Annotated in this window: 15 protein-coding genes and 1 pseudogene; 7 read left to right on the forward strand and 9 right to left on the reverse strand. The window is 63.7% G+C overall.

All coding sequences use genetic code 11. The annotated features are described in order from the left end of the window. Nucleotides 1-82 precede the first annotated feature (82 nt). Together E1748_RS14800 and E1748_RS14805 are read right to left on the reverse strand one after the other, a co-directional pair. On the reverse strand, nucleotides 83-748 hold the full coding sequence (locus tag E1748_RS14800) for a hypothetical protein (RefSeq protein WP_166653568.1): 666 nt from the start codon (nucleotides 746-748) through the stop codon (nucleotides 83-85). A 138-nt stretch (nucleotides 749-886) separates the two neighbouring features. Continuing rightward, entirely contained in the window at nucleotides 887-1,228 is a 342-nt protein-coding gene (locus tag E1748_RS14805; RefSeq protein WP_133647965.1) for a hypothetical protein, read from the reverse strand. 277 nt (nucleotides 1,229-1,505) lie between these two features. On the opposite strand from E1748_RS14805, the gene E1748_RS14810 reads away from it, so the two are divergent. Together E1748_RS14810 and E1748_RS14815 are read left to right on the forward strand one after the other, a co-directional pair. Next, nucleotides 1,506-1,841: a helix-turn-helix domain-containing protein gene (locus E1748_RS14810; RefSeq protein ID WP_276324111.1), complete on the forward strand. Its 336-nt coding sequence runs from the start codon at nucleotides 1,506-1,508 to the stop codon at nucleotides 1,839-1,841. A 285-nt stretch (nucleotides 1,842-2,126) separates the two neighbouring features. Then, a pseudogene (locus E1748_RS14815) lies at nucleotides 2,127-2,522 on the forward strand (thymidylate synthase); the annotation flags it as partial. Between the two features lie 68 nt (nucleotides 2,523-2,590). On the opposite strand, the gene E1748_RS14820 reads toward E1748_RS14815, so the two are convergent. Both E1748_RS14820 and E1748_RS14825 read right to left on the reverse strand, forming a co-directional pair. Continuing rightward, entirely contained in the window at nucleotides 2,591-5,068 is a 2,478-nt protein-coding gene (locus tag E1748_RS14820; protein WP_133647967.1) for a DUF6600 domain-containing protein, read from the reverse strand. A gap of 181 nt (nucleotides 5,069-5,249) precedes the next feature. Continuing rightward, nucleotides 5,250-5,963, reverse strand: coding sequence for an ArsR/SmtB family transcription factor (locus E1748_RS14825; RefSeq protein ID WP_133647968.1), 714 nt, complete (start codon nucleotides 5,961-5,963; stop codon nucleotides 5,250-5,252). Between the two features lie 200 nt (nucleotides 5,964-6,163). On the opposite strand from E1748_RS14825, the gene E1748_RS31480 reads away from it, so the two are divergent. The 3 genes from E1748_RS31480 to E1748_RS14835 all read left to right on the forward strand — a co-directional run bounded on the left by E1748_RS31480 (nucleotide 6,164) and on the right by E1748_RS14835 (nucleotide 8,182). Further along, the gene (locus tag E1748_RS31480) at nucleotides 6,164-6,304 is read left to right on the forward strand and encodes a hypothetical protein (protein WP_166653569.1); all 141 of its coding nucleotides are present in this window, start codon (nucleotides 6,164-6,166) and stop codon (nucleotides 6,302-6,304) included. A 170-nt stretch (nucleotides 6,305-6,474) separates the two neighbouring features. Next, nucleotides 6,475-7,581: a GlxA family transcriptional regulator gene (locus E1748_RS14830; protein WP_133647969.1), complete on the forward strand. Its 1,107-nt coding sequence runs from the start codon at nucleotides 6,475-6,477 to the stop codon at nucleotides 7,579-7,581. A 97-nt stretch (nucleotides 7,582-7,678) separates the two neighbouring features. Further along, on the forward strand, nucleotides 7,679-8,182 hold the full coding sequence (locus E1748_RS14835; RefSeq protein ID WP_133647970.1) for an acyl-CoA thioesterase: 504 nt from the start codon (nucleotides 7,679-7,681) through the stop codon (nucleotides 8,180-8,182). 53 nt (nucleotides 8,183-8,235) lie between these two features. On the opposite strand, the gene fumC is transcribed toward E1748_RS14835, so the two are convergent. The 5 genes from fumC to E1748_RS14860 all read right to left on the reverse strand — a co-directional run bounded on the left by fumC (nucleotide 8,236) and on the right by E1748_RS14860 (nucleotide 15,025). After that, nucleotides 8,236-9,636 carry a class II fumarate hydratase gene (gene fumC, locus E1748_RS14840; RefSeq protein WP_133647971.1) on the reverse strand — a complete coding sequence of 467 codons (1,401 nt, stop codon included), beginning with the start codon at nucleotides 9,634-9,636 and terminating at the stop codon, nucleotides 8,236-8,238. Nucleotides 9,637-9,691: 55 nt separating this feature from the next. Further along, nucleotides 9,692-11,266 carry a phospholipase D family protein gene (locus E1748_RS14845; protein ID WP_240766735.1) on the reverse strand — a complete coding sequence of 525 codons (1,575 nt, stop codon included), beginning with the start codon at nucleotides 11,264-11,266 and terminating at the stop codon, nucleotides 9,692-9,694. Nucleotides 11,267-11,836: 570 nt separating this feature from the next. Next, entirely contained in the window at nucleotides 11,837-12,802 is a 966-nt protein-coding gene (gene panS, locus E1748_RS14850) for a ketopantoate/pantoate/pantothenate transporter PanS (protein WP_133647973.1), read from the reverse strand. Between the two features lie 371 nt (nucleotides 12,803-13,173). Then, nucleotides 13,174-14,604, reverse strand: coding sequence for an MATE family efflux transporter (locus E1748_RS14855; RefSeq protein WP_133647974.1), 1,431 nt, complete (start codon nucleotides 14,602-14,604; stop codon nucleotides 13,174-13,176). Between the two features lie 205 nt (nucleotides 14,605-14,809). Next, nucleotides 14,810-15,025: an RNA-binding S4 domain-containing protein gene (locus E1748_RS14860; RefSeq protein ID WP_133647975.1), complete on the reverse strand. Its 216-nt coding sequence runs from the start codon at nucleotides 15,023-15,025 to the stop codon at nucleotides 14,810-14,812. Nucleotides 15,026-15,310: 285 nt separating this feature from the next. Between E1748_RS14860 and E1748_RS14865 the strand changes: the two genes are divergently transcribed. Then, on the forward strand, nucleotides 15,311-15,766 hold the full coding sequence (locus E1748_RS14865) for a hypothetical protein (protein WP_133647976.1): 456 nt from the start codon (nucleotides 15,311-15,313) through the stop codon (nucleotides 15,764-15,766). A 24-nt stretch (nucleotides 15,767-15,790) separates the two neighbouring features. Further along, on the forward strand, nucleotides 15,791-16,054 hold the full coding sequence (locus tag E1748_RS14870) for a hypothetical protein (RefSeq protein ID WP_133647977.1): 264 nt from the start codon (nucleotides 15,791-15,793) through the stop codon (nucleotides 16,052-16,054). Nucleotides 16,055-16,137 lie beyond the last annotated feature (83 nt).

Raw genomic sequence — 16,137 nt, forward strand, 5'->3', positions numbered from 1 at the left:
CGACCTAAAGTGCAGGACCATTGAAGGCGAAGGTCAGCAGTTCTTTCATGACAGGCAGACGTAAGAACCTGGGGTCTCGTGTTTACGGGAACAGTCGCGCATATTGTTCCGCAAGGGTCGCGGCTTCCTTCAGCACTGGCTCGACATCTTCGGTTGATAACCATTGGAGTGGCGTAGCACCTTCCAGCGCCTCAGCCGGGGCCGTGAAGAAGTCGAACTTGGTCCATGAGTCAATTTTTCCCAGACGACGTATGACTTTTCTGAAGTCATCACGGAAAATCATGGGCGTTAGGAAGAACGCTGGATAGTAAGCTTCCGGTCCAAAGTAAAGGCGGAAAATCCGCCCGGAATCGACAAGTTTATCGAGCTTCTTTTCTGTGATGCCGGCGGCGTTGCAAAAATCGTGGGTTCGAAGCACTTTGCCTTGAAGCACAAGCGGGTAGCGCTCCGCGTTCGCTTTATTAGTCCCGGGTAAAGGCTCATGTTCGAGTGTCCCCTTCGAAGCACGTTTGACGCGCTTTCGAAGATTCTCTTCTTCCTCTCGGAGCGCAGGTAGGTCAATTCCGTATACCTCGGCTATGCCCATCGCTTCACAGAGATGATTCTTGAACATGCGGCCAAGCGCTGCATCAGGGATTTGCAGCAGCGTTTCAGTGGCTTTGGGGTCGCATAGAATGGCTGCGACGACGGCGCGACGTAGGATATGTTGTATCCACTCATCGTCAATCGATGTGTCTTTCTTTGTCACACGCGTAGCCTGCGGTGGCATGGTCATTCCTTTACTTAAGCAAGGCCACGTCGTGTCGGCGCAGAGTTGAATCGCTGTGGCGTGTCTGCTCCGGCGCTTCTTATGAGCTGCGCCGCACATGCGACCCACATACGAACACTAAGCATCGTAAGCACCAACAGATTTCGCTAGCATCAAATCTGTGACGTCTTTAACGGCGCCACCCTGTCCGCGAGTGATGGTGTGAAACCAGGTGTCCCAGGTGTCGATAACATCCCAAAAGTTTCCAGGCTCCCCGAGGAGTCGGTAGGTAAGGCCATCGCTCGACTGGACGTGCATCGTTTTAGGGTGGAACGTTACAAGAGAAGAACTCACGCGCCCGTGGTCAACGGAGTCGTAGCCTACAAGACGCTTCAGACCGTCATCGGTCTCGAAGATTCTCCAGCGCGACAGAAACACGTCGGGCTCCGGGCTGACAACGGAAACATTCCAAATGGACACTGACGCCTCCAAACAGTAAGAGCCTGACTCGATAAGACTTCAAGGGCGAACGTGCTTCTGCCGTCCCACGGCCACCTGCTTGCTCACCTTTTTCACGCTATACGCGGCACAACCCTTCCCGCGCGGTCACGACACCTGCTGCTTCCCGGCAAGACGGCTTAGAGAGGCTCAAGTGCAATGCAGCCATGAAGTGTAGACGATGAGTTATGAATAATAAACTATGTAGAATTATATGCTGTAGATATTTACTCTTCACTGCCTGATGCTCCTGCTTCATATGGCAGAGAACATCAGCGAGCGTCGCGACGAACTTCGTACGCGAATCTCAACCAACATAAAAATCTTTCGTGGCAAGCTTGGCATGTCCCAGGAAGTTCTGGCTGACCGTGCTGGCCTCCATCGGACGCACATAAGTCAGTTAGAACGTGGGACTTTGAATTTGGGATTGGATACGCTCATCGTTATAGCGGCCGCCCTCGGAGTCGAGGAGGTCGACCTCCTTGCAGTGCCGACCGAAAGGCCCGAACCGCTGCGTACAGGTCCAAGAAGGCAGGTTTCAACGGAAGTCAGCCAAGCTCAAAAGACACCGGGCGACGGGCATGAGAAAGCTTGAAAGATGAAGAAAGGCGGCAACGCTAAAGCTCAAGATTCAGAGACGCGAAACCGACGGTCCCCATCTAGCTATCGCATTTCCCCGTGTGCACAACTCTGCTGCCCACACCACAAGGGCGTGGACAGCCGCCCGTCGGGCGGTACCAGAGTTGCACACACTCGACGCCTGACGCGCCGGCTTTGCCGGCTTGCCCAAATGTAAAAAAGAACAACGGAAGTCACAAGCAGCGTCATCGCGGGCAGAGGCCCGTAATTTTTCGAGTCGAATTGGTCGAAGTCACAAAGTCACCTGCTTTATCAGTTCCTGCCGAACGCGGCGCGTCGCGAGATTTCGCTGTGCCTGTATATCCGCAGCAACGACGTCGGCCTCGGCACGCCGTTCAATCTGACCGAAGGCGCGGCGCTGCTGCATCTGGTCGGCCGCCTGACCGGTTATACGCCGCGCTGGTTCAGCTACTTCATCGGCGACGCGCACATCTACGAGAATCAGCTCGACATGCTGCAGCAGCAACTCACACGCGAGCCGTACGAAAGCCCGCGTCTCGCGATCGCTGACCGCGTGCCCGACTATGCGCAGACCGGCGTGTACGAACCCGAATGGCTGGAGAAGATCGAGCCGTCCGATTTCTCGCTCGTCGGTTACCGGCATCATGAACCGCTGACTGCGCCGATGGCCGTCTGATCCGGCACACGCTGTACACAAAAAAGCCCGCACGGATGCGGGCTTTTTTCATGTGCTCAACCGCAGCACTAGCCTTTGTGCTGCTCCTCGTGACCACCACCTGAATGTTGTTCCTGATGCTGCGCGGGTTGTGAAGGACGCGGTTGCGGCCGTGGTTCAGGACGCGGCTGTTGCACCTGCTGCGGAGGATGAAACTCCTGGCGCGGCTGAGGTTGCGGCTGCGGATGAAATTCCGGTCTCGGTTGCTGCGCCGGTTGCGGGTGGAACTCCGGACGCGGTTGCTGTTGCACCGGCTGCGGACGAGGCTCCTGACGCGGCTGCTGCATCGGTTGAGGTTGCGGACGCGGTTGCGGTTCAGCCGGCCGCATCTCGGGCGCACGTGCTGCCTGTTGCTGCGGCTGTTCGCGCGGTGGCATGTGCTGCTGCTCGGCCGGCAGGTTGCGATTCGGCGCGGGCGGCTGCTCTGCGTGTACCGGATTGCCGGGTTGCGGTGCGTGCTGTTGTTGTTGAGCCTGAGCCTGCTGTGCCATCGGAGCATGCTGCTGCGTCCACGCAGGTTCGCGCGATGCTTCCGGTTGTCGCAGTTGTCCCTGCGCAGCAGGGTGCTCACCCGCATTACCTTCCGGACCGTGCCCAGCGAATTGCGGAGGACGTGGCACGCCGTTGTTCGGTTGCGATTGCGGCTGCGGACGTTCGCCGCGAGCCTGTACTTCGGCAACGGCAGGCGCATGACCCGGCACAGCACCCGGACGCGTCTCGTTCACCCCCGGCCGCTGACCGGCGACCTGCGGCCCACCCGGTACAGCTGCCCCAGGCGCTGCACCAGGCATCCGTCCCGGCATATGTGACTGCACGATCCGCACGTTCTGCGTCGGCACCCCTGCGATCCCATGCTGCTGCTGTGCTGTCGACCCGACGAAATGCGCCGGCACCGACGTACGCACGACCGGCTGACCCGCACCCGGCACCCGACCGCCGTTGCCCTGCGCGAAACGCTGCGCCAATTGATCGTGATAAGCAGGCGGGACACCCGGATTGCGCGTCGCGACGACGGCCCGCTGCGCCACAGCCGCAGGCGGTCGATAGTTCGCATTGCGCAGGCCCGAACCGAAGCTGCCGCGCACCGGCGCGATGCCGGGCCCCCCTGGATTGATCTGCGCGTTATGCCACTGATTCGGATTCACCTTCTGCGCGAAACGTCCCACCGGTTGCCCATGCACGAACGCAGTCGCGGGCACCGCGGTCAATGCACCTGGCGCGCGATAGTTGATGTACGTGTTGTGGATGTTCGTGATGTTCGTCACGTTCACCGAGCGGTTGATGTTGTTGACGACCACCGTCCGGTTCACGCGATCGTAGTAATGCGGACTCCAGCCGCCCCAACGCGGATGCCACGCTTCGCCGGGACCGAGCGGGAACCACGCGACGCCCGCTGCCGCAATCCCGCCGATCGCGAGACTCACGCCCCAGTTGAAGTGACTGTCGCCACCGACGAACGCAACGAGTGCCGGCGCATACACCGGCGGCGCGCTCACGACGACCGGCCCCGGCACCCACGCCCACGAATCGTCGACGTAAGCCCAGCGGCCGTAGTGATACGGCGCGAAACCCCACGGCGCATCGTCGACCCATGTCCAGCCCCACGGCGCCTGCCACACCCAGTGGCCGTCGTGATACGGCGCCCAGCCCGTCGGCACCGCATTCGGCACCCAGACTTCGCCGTACTGCGGGCTGCTGCGCCACGCGCCGTTCGCATCGAGATCTTCGTAGCCGGGGATGTCGCGCGACACGTAGCGTGCGGACACCGACCGATCTTCCGCGACGTCGCGTGATCCGGCCCATTGATCGAACGCATCGGGTGCGGGCACGCGGTTGTCGGCGAGCTGTTGCAGGTTGGTGCCGGCAAAACGGATCTGCTGGCCCGCCGCGATCGGTACCTGGCCGCCGTCGCCATAGACCGTCGCGTTGCCCGCACGTACGGTCACGGTCGTGCTGCTGCCGTCGGGCGCGACGTCGACGCGATAGTCGCCCGCGCCGTTGATGCCGAGCGCGACGTTCGGCGTATCGATCTCGTAGCTCGAGCCCGGCGGCAGTTCGCGCACGTGTGTCGACAGCGTGCCTTGCGTGACCTTCAATTGCGCGGATGAATCGTCGAGATTGAGAACGTCGAGGCTCGTCGATTCGCCGACGCGCACGGCCGTCGAACCGATGTGCAATTCGGAGCGCGCGCCGCGATCGTTCCACAACTGATCGCCGGTGGTGAGCGGACGGTTGATCTGCGCATACGACCAGTCGGTCGCACCGGCCGGCTCGGTCGTGACCGCGCCGCTCGTGTAGTTGAGCCGCGCGACGCGGCCCGGCGGATCGACGTTCTGCTGCGCGCCGGCGGGTGCCGCATCGGGCGGCGGTGCCTCCTGTGCAAGAACCGGCTGCACGATCGATTGACCGGCGAGCGCGAGAACCGCGATGGCGAACAGCGTAGGGCGTATGACGCGGCGAAAATTCGACAGCGGCGCGTGGGTGCGATCAGGTGTGTGGTTGGGCATGGTGGCTCTCCATCCGACGCCGCGCGATGCGGCGCCGTGTGAAATCACTCTACCTTCGGCCCTTGTTTCCAAACGCGCAGATTTGTAAGCCCTCGTGATGGGGCTGTAACAAAAATTGTCTGCGGAACGGGTTGTAAGTCAAACGCAGTGCGAATGCAGCATCGCCGTAATCGCGCTGGGATCAACGCGCGAGAAACGCGTCGAACTGTCGTCGGCCGGCTGGTGTGATGCGCAGGATGCGCGGCTGCTCCGTGCGTTCGACCCAGCCGCGTGTCGACCACGTATCGAGCAGCGCCGCGCCGAGTGCGCCGCCCAGATGCGGACGTCGTTCGCTCCAGTCGGGACACGTGCATGCGAAGCGGCGTCGGCGGCTGCGCTGACCGTCGACGTCGATGCCCCAGCCGGCGAAATGCGCGGCGCCGTCGCGTGTCGCTTCGAGTGAATCGCCGTGCCGCTCGAGCAGGCCGTGTTCGACCATCCGTTCGTACACGCAGACGGCGAGCTCGCCCGCCATGTGGTCGTAGCAGGTGCGCGCATAGCGCATCGCGACGGGCACGGTGCGTGCGGGACGCGGCACTGTGCGCTGCGGCGCGGTCGCCTCAGCGACGCTCGCGAGCGCTTCGATCGATGCGGCGATCTCCGGCGACGCGATCCGGAAATAGCGATGGCGTCCCCGCACTTCGAGCGCGAGCAGGCCGCCGTCGGTGAGGCGCGCGAGATGCGCGCTTGCCGCCGACGGCGAAAGCCCAGCGATCAGCGTGAGTTCACCGGCGGGGCGCGCGCTGCCGTCCATCAGCGCCCACAGCATCGCCGCTCGGCCCGGGTCGGCCAGCAGTGCGCCGAGCCGGCTGAGGCCCGGAAAATGGCTGTGACTGTCGTTGACGGCGGTCGACATGGAGGTCTCCTTGAACATGAACCTGAGCTTGAACATGAGCAGCGCAGGTCGCGCTGCCGATGCCTTCACTTTAACCGCGTGCGGCACGCGATGTTTCAGCGTCGTCTGAAGTATCGGTTGCGCACCGTTCTGCGTTGCCCGGTGGCACCAGGCTAGAATCGTTTTCGATCCCGCTGAAAACTTTCCACCGAACCCCCGCCATGAAACTGCTCGTTGCCCTTGCCGCTGTCCTGTTGCTGTGCGCTGCGTGCGCGCAGGGTGGGGGCGCATCGTCGGGAGCGGGCGGCGGCAGCCTCACGATGTACGGCACGATCGACGAAGGCATCTCGGTCCGTAAATAGCCGTTCGTTCGCCATGACCTCCCGCTGGCGGAAATTGATGCATCATTGACCTCTCTGCCAGCGTCGTTCGCGCGACGATGGCAGATGCCCATCCGCTTCGAGGTCTGCCGATGTCTTATCTTTGTTCGTTGCCGCGCCATTCGCGGACCGCGCCGCTGCGGAGCCGATAGATGCGCAACACGCCCGCTTCCACTGCTGCCGCGCAAACTGCGCAAACCCGAAAACGCACCCGCAAGATTCCCGACGAACCCGTGACGCCCGTCGTGCGCCACATCGTCTTCGCGGTCGCCCCCGATCTCGTGCTGCTCGACGCATGCGGTCCGCTCGAGGCATTCTGGCGCGCCGAACTCGCGGTCGCAGGCGAACGCCTCGCAGGCGACACTGCGCCGACTGCGTATCGTCTGACCGTCGCATCGCTCGAAGGCGGCGTGCTGCAGACGTTTCCAGGACTGCCGATCGTCACGCAGCGGCTCGACTCGCTCGACAACGAGCCCATCGATACGTTGATCGTCCCCGGCGTGCCGATCAGCGCAGGCTGCGAGCTGCAGCCCGCACTCACGGCGTGGATCGCGCGACATGCACCGCACGTGCGGCGCGTGTGCTCGGTCTGCACCGGCGCGTTCTATCTCGCCGACGCAGGGCTGCTCGACGGCCTGCGCGCGACGACGCATTGGCGTTCCGCCGCGCTGCTCGCGCAGCGCTATCCGCGCGTGAACGTCGATGCCGCGCCGATCTTCGTGCGCGAGACCATCGATGCCGACGCGGGCCGCAGCGTGTGGACATCGGCAGGCGTGACGGCGGGCATCGATCTCGCGCTTGCGTTGATCGAAGAAGATCTCGGCCACGCGATCGCGATGCACGCCGCGCGCCGGCTGGTCGTGTTCATGAAGCGGCCGGGTGGCCAGGCGCAGTTCAGCGCGGCATTGACTGCGCAGTCCTCGGCGGGCGGTGCGTTCGATGGGTTGCATGGCTGGATGGCGGGCAATCTGCGTCACGACCTGTCGGTCGAGCGGCTTGCCGAACGCGCACGGATGAGCCCGCGCACGTTTGCCCGACGCTACGTCGAAGCGGTGGGTCGCACGCCTGCGCGGACCGTGTCCGCGTTGCGGCTCGAAGCGGCATCGCGCGCACTTGCCGAATCGCGTCGACCGTTGAAGCGGATCGCACTCGAATGCGGATTCGGCAGCGAACAGAATCTGCGTCGCGCGTTCGTGCGTGGCTTCGGCGTGCTGCCACTCGATTACCGCGCGCGTTTCGAATCGACGCAGCGCGTGTGATACAGGTGTTTCCTCAACGCGATACCGTTCGGACCCCCACCGTTTAATGGGCCTCGTATAATCGGCTCCTTTCTACGTCTGCCCGACCGGAGTTCCCATGAGTACCCCCGCAGCGCCGCTCGACCGATCCGAGACCACGTTCCGTTTTCTGGCCGAGCCGACCTCGGTCAACTTCGGCGGCAAAGTGCACGGCGGTGCGCTGATGAAGTGGATCGACGAAACCGCGTATGCGTGCGCGGCCGTCTGGTCCGGCCGTTATTGCGTGACGGTGAGCGTCGGCAACATCCGTTTTCGGCGGCCGATTCTCGTCGGCAATCTGGTGGAGCTGCGTGCGCGCGTCGTGTCGACGGGGCGTACCAGCATGCACATCCACGTATCCGTACAGGCCGGCGATCCGAAGGGCGGCGAACTGATGCAGACCACCGACTGTCTCGTCGTGATGGTGGCGGTGAACGAGAACGGTCATCCGGTGCCGGTGCCGTCGTACGTGCCGGAAACCGATGAACAGCATCGGCTCGCGAAGTACGCGATGGACGTGAAGGATGCGCTCGACGCGATCGTCGAACTGAAGCCCGAGGAAGTCGCTCAGGGAAAGGTGTAGAGGTAGAAATGCCGCCGCACCTGTCGAAAACAGATGCGGCGGCGTAGCTTTCGTCAGACCTTGACGTTGCCGACCATGTCGGCCGGCTTCACCCATTCGTCGAACTGCTGTTCCGTCACGTGGCCGAGCGCGAGCGCGGCGGCCTTCAGCGTCGTGCCTTCCTTGTGCGCCTTCTTCGCGATCGCCGCGGCCTTGTCGTAGCCGATGTGCGGATTCAACGCGGTGACGAGCATCAGCGATTCGTTGAGCAGCGTATCGATGCGATCGTGATTCGGCTCGATGCCCACTGCGCAGTTGTCGTTGAAGCTGTGCGCGCCGTCGGCGAGCAGGCGAATCGACTGCAGCACGTTGTGCGCGATCATCGGACGAAACACGTTCAGTTCGAAGTTGCCGCTCGCGCCGCCGATATTCACCGCGACGTCGTTGCCGAACACCTGCGCGCACAGCATCGTCACGGCTTCTGACTGCGTCGGGTTGACCTTGCCCGGCATGATCGAGCTACCCGGCTCGTTTTCGGGAATCGACAGTTCGCCGAGACCGCAACGCGGACCGCTCGCGAGCCAGCGGATGTCGTTCGCGATCTTGTTCAGACTTGCCGCGACGGTTTTCAGCGCACCGTGCGCGAACACCAGTGCGTCGGCGGCGGCCATCACTTCGAACTTGTTCGGTGCAGTGACGAACGGCACGCCGGTGAGCCTGGCGATTGCGCCCGCGACTTCCGCCGCGAACTTCGGATGCGCATTCAGCCCGGTGCCGACCGCCGTGCCGCCCTGCGCGAGTTCATACAGATGCGGCAGCGTCGATTCGACGTGACGGATGCCCTGATCCAGCTGTGCGACGTAGCCGGAAAACTCCTGACCGAGCGTGAGCGGCGTGGCGTCCTGCAAGTGCGTGCGGCCGATCTTCACGATGTCGGCGAACGCTTTCGCCTTGCCGTCGAGCGTGCCGCGCAACGTCTTCAACGCGGGCAGCAGATGCTTGACGATGCCCGTCGCGGCGGCGACGTGCATCGCGGTCGGGAACACATCGTTCGACGACTGGCCGCGATTCACATCGTCGTTCGGATGCACCTTGCGCGCTTCGCCGCGCTCGCCGCCGAGCAGTTCGCTCGCGCGGTTTGCGATCACCTCGTTGAGGTTCATGTTGGTCTGCGTGCCGGAGCCCGTCTGCCACACGGCGAGCGGGAATTCGTCCGGATGTTTGCCCGCGATGATCTCGTCGGCGGCCTGGACGATCGCTTTCGCTTTCTGTTCGTCGAGCACGCCGAGCCCGAGATTCACCTCGGCGGCCGCGCGCTTGATCACCGCGAGCGCGGTGATCAGTTCCGGCGACTGCTTCTCCGACGAGATGCGGAAATTCTGCAGCGAGCGCTGCGTCTGCGCGCCCCACAGGCGAGCGTTCGGCACGGCGATCTCGCCGAACGTGTCGCGCTCCATTCGTACGTCTTCGGTCATGGTCTTACTCCGTTTGATGGGTGGAATCGCGGCGTGCGCGCACAGGCGCACGTCGTCAAAGTTCGTCGTCGACAGGTAGCAGCAAGAATATCCCGGTCATCAGATTTCTGTAGAAACCCGCTTGCGGATCGAGGTTATAGGTGCGCGTCTTGCCGTCTTCCTGATCGGTCCAGATGAGCGGCGACGTCGTCGCGCCGACGGCTTTCAGCCTGGCGAGTTCGTCGGGCGTCGCGAGCGTGACGTGGTAGCTGATGTCGGGCTGCGTCGCGCGATCGAACACGTCGACGACCTGCTGCGCGAGCGCTTCGCTGTGGATCACGAGTGCGAGTTCGGTGTTCAGATGCGCGGAACGCGGATCGAGATTCATCGAGCCGATTACCAGAATTTTGCGGTCGATCACGTACGCTTTCGCGTGCAGGCTCGCCTTCGACTTCGAGCCGGTCAGCCCCATGCTTTCGCGTTCGCTGGCCGGCCTGAATTCGTACAGCTCGACGCCTTCGCGCAGCAGCGGCACACGATACGGACTGTAGCCGGCCTGCACCGCGACCGCGTCGGTGGCGGCGAGCGAATTCGTCAGGATCGCGACGCGCACGCCGCGCTTCGTCAGCACGCCGAGCGCAGCGACGCCCGCATCGTGCGGCACGAAATACGGCGAAAACACGAGGAATTCCTTCTGTGCGTCGTGCGTCAGTTCGATCAGACGCTGCATCGGCGGACTGACGTAATCGTCGGTGGGCTTGATGATCTTGTCCGGCGTATCGGCCTTGAATTCAGCCGGCGCCCAGATGAGTCCCAACGTGTTGTTCGCGATCTGCGACGCAAGCGGCGTCGCGTTCAACGGCTTCGCGTTGTACGGGTCGGCGTTCTTGCGCCAGTGCTCGCGCAGCTCGTTGCGCATCGCGTCGAGGTCCTGCGGATCGAACTTCTGTTTGTTCAATGCGCGCAGCGGGTACGAACTGCTGCTCGACCAGAACTGGTCGAAGCTCGCGGAGATGTCCTGCGTAATCGGGCCTGCCGCGAGCACGTCGAGATCGCGGAACTGCAACGTTGGGCTCGCGCTGAAATATTCATCGCCGAGATTGCGGCCACCGACGATCGACACCTGGTTGTCCGCGATCATCGCCTTGTTGTGCATCCGGCGCGTGAAGCCATCGATTTTTGTGAGCAGGTTCGTCGTACGTTCGAACACGCTGCGATGGGTTGTGCCGAACGGATTGAAGACGCGGATCTCGATGTTGTCGTGCGAGTTCAGCCCGGCCATCACGCGATCGATGTCCTTGAAGTTCAGATCGTCGACCAGCATCCGCACGCGCACGCCGTGATCGGCTGCATAGAGCGCGGCGGCGAGCAGCAGCTTGCCGGTCGTGTCCTCGTTCGCGATGTAGTACTGCATGTCGAGCGTCTTCGTCGCCGAGCGGGCGAGCGCGATGCGCATCTGCAGCGCTTCGGTGCCGTTCGACAGCACGCGGAAACCCGATTGCCCCGGATGCGCGCGCTCGGGTCCGGCGAGCGCGTTGGCGAGCGGTGTCGGTGTGGTGGGCGATAGCGCGTGGGTTTCGGTGCGGTGGAGGTCAGTGGCGGGCGGGCGCGTCGCGCACGCGCCGAGCCATAGCGTTGCCGCGCACAGCAGCGCGACGCGAACCGTCGCGGCGAAGCGGCGCGGCTTGCGCGTGGTGGGCTGCGTCTGAAGACAGGTCGAATACGCCGGCACGCTGCGTCCTCCGCTTGGATCGACTTTGGGTGTATTGGCAGCGTGCGGCGTTAGCCATACGGTGCATCAGAGATTCTAATGGGGAATGCGGGGGAGGGGCGGCGAAGGCGGCTTTGGGGGGCACGCGGGTGGGGTGGTGCCGGCGATCATGTTGGTGGCACAGCGGCCGTATTCGCTGGAGCCCAGCGCAACGGATAGCGCGCAGCGCCGGGCGTGTCGACGATCGCGTTCTGTGCGGTTGCATTATCGGCATGCGACGTGCTGCGCGCCTTCATGCCGGGCATGTGTGACGTGTACCTGTAGGCCCACAGTGCCCGATCACATCGTTGGTCATGCCACGCCATGTACCACGCGTCGTGAGGCCGGGCACATGCGATGCTGATTGTGAGCCGCAAGAATCGCCGACGCGTACCCGATCGATCGCATCGTCGAAGCGATCGATCGTGCAACGCGAGACCGGGATGAGGCGCGGGCTACGCCGCACCCCGATCAACCGCGCCCAGCGTCCAGCGACTGCGCACCAGCCTGCGCCGAATGCGTCGAACCCTTCGCAGGTCGACCGGCCCAGTAACCCGCGAGCACCGAGCCCGACAGGTTGTGCCACACCGAGAACAACGCGCCGGGCAGCGCGGCGATCGGCGTGAAGTACAGCTTGCCGAGCGTCGCGGCGAGTCCCGAGTTCTGCATGCCGACCTCGATCGCGAGCGTGCGGCACACGGCTTCGTCGAAGCCGAGCAGGCGACCGCCCCAGTAGCCGCCGAGCAGCCCGATGCCGTTGTGCAGGACGACGCCCAGCATCACGACGAGCCCGACCGACGCGATGCTCTTCTGCGTGCCGCCGACAACAGCCGCGATGATCAGCAGGATCGCGACCATCGACACGAGCGGCAGCGCCGGTTCGATCGCGCGCACGACGCGGTTGAACAGATGATTGATCGCGAGGCCGACCGCGATCGGTACCGCGACGATCTGCAGGATGCTGAGCAGCATGCCGCGCACGTCGACGACGATCGATGCATCGACGTACAGACGCGTGAGCAACGGCGTCGCGAACACGCCGACGAGCGTCGACAGCGCGCTGATCGTCACCGACAACGCGACGTCGCCGCGCGCGAGATAGATCATCACGTTGGACGCCGTGCCGCTCGCGACGCTGCCGACGAGCACCATGCCGGCGGTGAGATCCGGCGGCATCCGCAGTGCCTTGGCGATCGCCCACGCGGCGAGCGGCATCACGAGGTAGTGCAGCACGATGCCGGCGACGACCGGCGCGGGTCGTGTGAACACGCGCTGAAAATCGGCAACGGACAGCGTGACGCCCATCGACAGCATGATGATCGTGAGTAGGGTCGTCACGTGCGGCGCAATCGGGGCAACCGAAGCAGGCGAGAAGTACGCGGCGAGCGACGCGAGCACGGCCCACAACGGAAAGAGACGGGTAACGCGGGCAAGCATGACAGGTGGTCCTTGGTTTTGTTTTCTGTTCGAAGGTGACCGGAAGGTGTTCCAGCGAGTAAGTGCAGCGTCGATCGACGAGCGGCAGACAACGCACGCCCTCATGAGGCGCACGACATGCGACGCGCATTTTACCGTCCGCGCGATATCGCACACGCGCGACGAGGTGCATGAGCGTGGAGGCAATCTATCGAGAGGATGCGGAGGAGGACGAATCAGTGCGCACCGCAAACGACCGCAGAACGCTTCGCGCAAAAAGAAACCCGCGCAGTGCGCGGGCTAAAACCCTGTCAGAGGAGTGTCAATTAAGACGGCTTCATCGTAGCGTGACCGTCTGCGTCGACCAACCAACATTGCGTGCTTTGCTTAGCTCACGGCGCGGGTTGTGGCGGCGGCGCTTTTGCAAGGCCGCGCAGGCTCAGCCGGTGAAAACGCAGCGTCATCAGCAGCGCGACGCTCGCCAGTCCGGCGGCGAGTCCCCACCACAGTCCGCGTGCGCCGAAGCCCGCATGGAACGCGAGCGTGTAGCCGGTCGGAAAGCCGATGCCCCAGTAGCCGAACGCAGCTGCGAGCATCGGGATGCGTGTGTCCTTCAGACCGCGCAGACAGCCCGAGCCGACCGTCTGCATGCCGTCGACGATCTGGAACAGCGCCGCGACGCCGAGCAGTGATGTTGCGAGTTGCACGGTCTTCGCGTTGGCTGGGTCGTCGAGATGCAGATACAGCCCGACGATCGCGTGCGGCGCGACGATCAGCACAAGGCCCGACAGCATCATGAAGCCCACGCCCAACGCGATCGCGACGAAGCCGGCATGACGCGCCGCGAGCGGTTGCCCCGCGCCGGACCAGAAACCGACGCGCACGTTCGCCGCCTGACCGATCGACAGCGGCACCATGAACGCAACCGACGCAACGTTCAACGCGATCTGATGCGCGGCCAGCGACGATTCGCCGAGCACGCCGACCATCAGACCGGTCGCAAGGAACAGCGTCGTCTCGACGCCGTACGTGATTGCCACCGGCCAGCCGATGCCGAACAGCTCGCCCATCAGCGGCACGTTCGGCCGCTTCGCGATGACGAAGTGTCGATAGCGTGGCCGCAGATGCAGCAGCGCCATCAGGATCAGCGCCGACGCCCACACAGTAAACGTCGTCGCGACCGCGGAGCCGAGAAAGCCGAGGCGCGGCAGACCCCACGCGCCGTGGATCAGCCCGTAGTTCAGAAAGCCGTTGACCACGACGCCGCCGAGCGCGACCCACAGCAGCCGCTTCGCCGCGCCGATCGCCGGCAGGAACGAGCGCATCAACCCGATCCCGATCAGGCTGCCGGGCGAGGCCCAGCGCAGCACCGCCGCGTATTCGCCGACATGGTGCGCGAGCAGCGGCGGCTCGCCGACTGCAAGCAGGATCGGCGTTGCGAACGACAGCAGCGCGAATGCCGGGATCGACAGCAGCAGAGACAGCACGAAGCCGGTCCAGTAGATGTGCGGGACACGGTCCTCGTTCTGCGCGCCGCGTGCATGCGAAACGGTCACGCTGATCGATGTGAGTACGCCCTGCAGCAGCGTGATCACCGTGAAGAACAGGTTGGCGCCGAGGCCACCGGCCGCGAGCGCGTCCGCGCCGAGCGAGCCGAGCAGGACGGTGTCGGTGACGCTCATTGCCATCTGCGACAGCTGCGCGATCGCAAGCGGGGCCGCGAGGCGCGCGGTGTCGGCGGCATGGCGCGACAGCGACGGCGGCGGGGCGTTGGCGCGGACAAAGGCGGGGCGGCCCGTGTCGGATTGGCCGGAGTGGGTCATGGGTGGAATCGGTTGGTAAACGGCGGAGCGGCCTCGCTTCGATCGCAACCCTGTTGGGTGGTCGACAGCGGGGCCGTCATGAATCTGTCAGTTCCGCGGAAGCAGACAGCTTATTGCCTTCGCGCCCCGTTGTCGATCAACAGGCACAAAACTGGTGCGGGTTTGGCGGGATGCAGCGAGAAAGTAAAGGAAGGGGGCGAGACGGCTATTCGTGAACAGCAATCCGCGTATCGCCGAGCAGCACGACCTGGCCCGCGCGAATCTTGCACGTCTTGCGCGATTCGACATGGCCGTCGACGGTTACTTCGCCGGATGCGACGAGCTGTTTTGCAGAGCCACCGCTGTCGGCGAGGCCCGTCAGCTTCAGGAGATTGTGCAGTTCGACGTAGTCGCCGGTCAGCGTGAAGTGAAGGTTGGGCATGGCGCGTGCGGGTTGAAGCAGGAGGGTTCGCATCATAAGCCAGACTGGCCCGGTGCGCGGCGGCCCTGGTGGCCACTTCAGTAATTGCAAGTGGATGTTATGCAGTTGTCAGGAAATGAAACGTTCCGTAACACTGACCGTTTTTCGCGAACTTCACTCGTCAGGGGTCGTCTTTGGAAATGACCGCAGCGTTTTGCTGCTGTCCACATAGACGACCGGATGTCGCCGGCACCGAGGGCCGACTCACTCGATATCCGGATCGCGACAACTTTAGAGAGGATTGCCATGACCCAGATTCGTTCGCTTCTGATCGGTACCGCCCTGACGGCTCTCACGGCCGGCACGGCGTTCGCGCAAACCACCGCTCAACCGACGATGCCAGGTACCGCCGGCCAGGCGCAGATGCAGGCACCTATGCAGGCACCGGCTGCGCAGGCTGGAGAAATGGCGCCGGCTGCTCCCGCTGCTCAGGGCGTCCAACCGGTCACGCCGCCGCAGCAACGTCTGACCGCGTCCGGCTCGACTGACCCGCTCGTGCAGAAGCGCAATGCGGATGCACAGGCGAACGCGAACTATCGCGCGACGAAGAAGGCGTCGAAGGCGCAATACAAGCAGCAGGTCCACGACGCGAAGGTCAACCGCAAGTCGGACAAGCAGGCCGCGACCAACGAGATGAAGTCCGACATGCAGTCGCCGGGTCAGGCGGCGAATGCGGGTGCGGCGGATAGCACGCAGCATTAAACGAACTGAAGACAGGGAGAACCCATGAATAAACGACTCAGCAAAATCTCGCTCGCGCTGATCGCGGGCTGCGTATCGATCGGATCGGCGACCGCGTTCGCGCAGGCCTCCGATCCGGCCGCCCAACCTGTGACGCATGCAGACCAGAAGGCGTCGAAGGCGCAGACCAAGGCCGACAAGAAGGCCGCGATCGCACAGGCGAAGGCGGACAAGAAGCAGACGGAAGCACAAGCCGACGCCGATAAGGCCGCCGCCGACGCGAAAGTGAAGGACGCGAAGAAGCAGTAGCCGATCCTCGGGGGAACGGCGCATTGATGTTGCAGGTAGCAGGCAGCGGCCCGGTACGCGTAGAGGCGACCGGGCCGCTTTTT

The organism is Paraburkholderia flava (assembly GCF_004359985.1).
Classification (GTDB): Bacteria; Pseudomonadota; Gammaproteobacteria; order Burkholderiales; family Burkholderiaceae; genus Paraburkholderia; species Paraburkholderia flava.